Genomic DNA, 3,531 nt, shown 5'->3' with positions numbered 1-3,531 from the left:
CTTACCGAGCCGACGGTGTACGTCGACGGCGAGGCGATTGAGTTACCGACGCCGGAGGCGTAGTCGACTCCGCTGATGAGGGGTGCGGTTCCGCTGCTTGCGGCCGCCTGACCGCGACGCGGGCCGGAGCCACGCGCTTATACGTCCGGGCGGTCAACTTCTCGTAATGAGTCAACAGCGCGTCGCGGTCCGGTGTCCGTCGTGTTCGCCGGGCGCCGAGACCGTCCACGAGGTACTGAACCGCGGCGGTGGCGTCACCGTCCGGTGCAGCGAGTGCGGCCACGTCCACAAGACGACCATAGAGGAGGAGACGACCGTCGAGCGCCGGGTCGTCGTCTCACAGGACGGGGAGTCGATGGAGTCAACCGTCGAGGTCCCGCCGGAGGAACGGCTGGTTGTCGGCGACGAGTTCCTCGTCGAGACCGACGAGGCGATCCTGACCGCCCGCGTCACTTCGCTTGAAGGACCGGATGGCGCTCGATCCGACGGTGCCGACGCCACCGACGTCGAGACAGTCTGGGCCCGCGCCGTCGGCAACGTTACCGTCAACCTGACGCTACATCCCAAGGAGGGAACCCACGACGAGAGCCGAAGCGTCCGGATTCAGGTTCCCGGCGACGAGTCGTTCGTCATCGGCCGAACCCACGAGTACGGCGGCGAGGAGTTCAGCGTCGAACGGATACTCGTCCGCGAGGACGCGACCGACTACGAGCGCTTGGACTTCGACTTCGAGGGCGATTCGGTACTCGCAAAGGATATCAAGCGACTCTACGCCCGCGACGAGGACGCACAGGCCCGGGCGTGGTCGGGCTGGTAGAGGCGGCGATGGTCGGACGAAACTCGGACGACGGGGCCAGGGATGGCAGTCGGACGAACGGCGATGAGGGGGCCGACGACGATCGAAGCGATGAGACAGATAATAATCGATTCAGAGAGGCCCGCCAACAGCTTGTCGACGCGCTCGTCGACCGGGGTCGGATCGAGCGACCGGCGACGATCCGGGCCCTCCGGTCGGTCCCGCGCCACGAGTTCGTTCCCGAACCGCGCCGGGATGCGGCCTACGCCGACCGTCCCCTACCGATCGGGGCCGGCCAGACGATTTCCGCGCCTCACATGGTCGGGATCATGTGTGATCGGCTTGCGCCCGACTCCGGCGACCGAATCCTCGAGATCGGTACGGGCTGCGGGTACCACGCGGCCGTGACTGCCGAGATTGTCGGAAGCGAGAACGTCTACACCGTCGAGTACGTCGGTGAGTTGGCGGCCGAGGCCCGCCGCCGTCTGGAGCGACTCGGCTACGGCGACGTTCACGTCCGGGCCGGTGACGGCTGGGCGGGCTGGCCCGAACACGCCCCCTACGACGGCGCGTATCTCACCTGCGCCGCGCCGGAGCTTCCGGAGGCAGTCGCGACGCAGGTCCGCGTTGGGGGCCGGATCGTCGCCCCAGTTGGGGAGGGAACCCAGACGCTCGTCGAGGCCACCCGGACCGAGGACGGCCTCGACCGGAAGAGCCACGGCGGCGTCCGGTTCGTCCCAATGGAGGGCAGCGAGTAGCGGTACCTATCAATTGACTTTATTCATCGTTGTGGCCAAACCGTGCCGTTTGGCCACCCGTGTTTGCCCCTCAGATCGTCGCATTTCGCCCGGGCGTTCCGGACGATGTCCCTGGAGGGGACTGTATCAATATGACGGCGACAGAAGGTATACACGGCACGAGCACCACTATCTTAGTGTATATGTCGGAGTCCGAACGCACCCGGCGGGACGTTCTCGCGGCGGGTGGCGCGGCCGTGCTCGCGGGGCTAGCAGGATGTAACACCACGTCAGGCAAAACAGCGTCGGGCGGGACCACCCCGGCGGAGACATCGACGCCGTCGTCTGAAACGGATCCGGAACCGGAGGCGGACAGCGAGTACGCGAGGGCGTATCGACAAACGATTGAGTCAGTTGTCCTCGTCGAAACCGACCAGGGCCAAGGAACCGGGTTCATGTTCGATGACAGCCACGTCGTGACGAACGCCCACGTTGTCGGGGCGGCCTCGGAGAGCGAAGTCCGGTTCAACACCGGAGAGTGGAGCACGGGAGAGGTTGTCGGGACGGACCCCGACAGCGACCTGGCAGCGATCGCCGTCGACGACGTGCCGCCGTCCGCGACGCCGCTTCAGTTCGCGGAGGCCGGCGCGACAATCGGGCAGAAGGTCGTCGCGATCGGAAACCCGTACGACCTGAACGGCTCGCTCACGACGGGCGTTGTCAGCGGAACCGATCGGTCGATCCCGGCCCCGACCGGATTCAGCATTCCGGACGCGATCCAGACGGACGCTCCCGTCAACCCGGGGAACAGCGGTGGCCCACTGGTCTCGCTGGATGGCCGCGTGGTCGCCGTTATCAACTCCGGCGGGGGCGACAACATCGCATTCGGCATCTCCGCAGCGCTTACCCAGCGCGTCGTTCCGGCGTTGATCGATGCCGGAACTTACGAGCACTCCTATCTCGGCGTTTCCTTCGGCGAAGTCTCGCCGGAGGTGGCCCGGGTGAACAATCTTGAGGACCCGCGCGGGCTCATGATCGTTGACGTGAGGGACGGCGCCCCCGCCGACGGCGTCCTCCGCCCCAGCGAGGAGTTCCGGTCGGTCGGTCGGGAACGCCTGCCGGTCGGGGGCGACGTGGTAATCGCCATCGACGGAACGGAACTCGCGACCGCCGAGGACCTCGGCGGATACCTCTCGCTGCAGACCCAGCCCGGTGACACGGTCGATCTGACGGTTCTCCGCGACGGAAGCGAGCGGACGGTCGAACTCGAACTTGGAACGCGCCCTGCGGAAGTGTAGCCGCGTTCGGATACCGTTGAGCCGGTCGATCCGAACCCGGTGAGCAGACTGAGGAACTCACTCAGGCACGCACTATGGAAGCCACTTGGGGCCTCACGCACGCGAGCAGCAGGGAAACGGACACACGCTCGCGTCGACCGGAAACAAGCCTGAGGACCACTCAACAGCGTCGAAGAGTCTGCGATCGAACCGTGCAACGGCGGGCGTCACCCGTGTCGCTCGATTCAATAGGCTCCGGCCCGCAGTTCAGATATGGACCCCGCGGTGCTCCGGGACGACATGGTCGACAGCCTCGAACACGACGCCAAGGCCGTCGTCCGCTCGGAGCGAGTTAGCGTCGCGATGCGGACGGTGCCCCGGGAGCCCTTCGTCGCCGAGGACGCCGCGGCGTACGCCGATCGCTCCTTCGAGCGCCTCGGCACGCGCGTGTTATCGCCGAGCGCGGCCGGACGGCTGTTCGAGGCGCTCGATGTCCGCCCCGACGACGCCGTCCTCGTCGTCGGCATCGGGGTCGGCTACACCGCCGCGGTGCTTGCCGAACTCACCGACGAGGCCAGCGTCCACGGGATCGACATCGCCCGGCGGCTCGTGTACGACGCCCGTTCGAACCTCTCGTCTGCGGGGTACCCCGGGGTGCTCGTCGACTGTCGGGACGGAGCTCGCGGTCTCGCCGAATACGCCCCCTACGACCGCATCCTGC

At 66.9% G+C, this 3,531-nt stretch carries 4 protein-coding genes; all 4 read left to right on the top strand.

Annotation, left to right across the window (positions count from 1 at the left end):
* Window positions 1-166: 166 nt before the first annotated feature.
* Window positions 167-817 (top strand): HVO_0476 family zinc finger protein, encoded by a 651-nt coding sequence (locus tag ACI944_RS13240; RefSeq protein WP_411719502.1) that lies wholly within the window; start codon window positions 167-169, stop codon window positions 815-817.
* A gap of 8 nt (window positions 818-825) precedes the next feature.
* Complete coding sequence (locus tag ACI944_RS13235) at window positions 826-1,554, top strand: protein-L-isoaspartate(D-aspartate) O-methyltransferase (RefSeq protein ID WP_411719503.1); 729 nt, start codon at window positions 826-828, stop codon at window positions 1,552-1,554.
* Window positions 1,555-1,736: 182 nt separating this feature from the next.
* Window positions 1,737-2,831 carry a S1C family serine protease gene (locus ACI944_RS13230; protein WP_411719501.1) on the top strand — a complete coding sequence of 365 codons (1,095 nt, stop codon included), beginning with the start codon at window positions 1,737-1,739 and terminating at the stop codon, window positions 2,829-2,831.
* A 252-nt stretch (window positions 2,832-3,083) separates the two neighbouring features.
* The coding region (locus ACI944_RS13225; RefSeq protein WP_411719500.1) for a protein-L-isoaspartate O-methyltransferase family protein at window positions 3,084-3,531 on the top strand (448 nt) is incomplete at its 3' end.

Origin of the sequence: Natronomonas sp. (genome assembly GCF_046710025.1) — an archaeon.
In the GTDB taxonomy this organism is placed as follows: domain Archaea; phylum Halobacteriota; class Halobacteria; order Halobacteriales; family Haloarculaceae; genus Natronomonas.
This window is presented reverse-complemented; position numbering and strand designations above follow the sequence as displayed.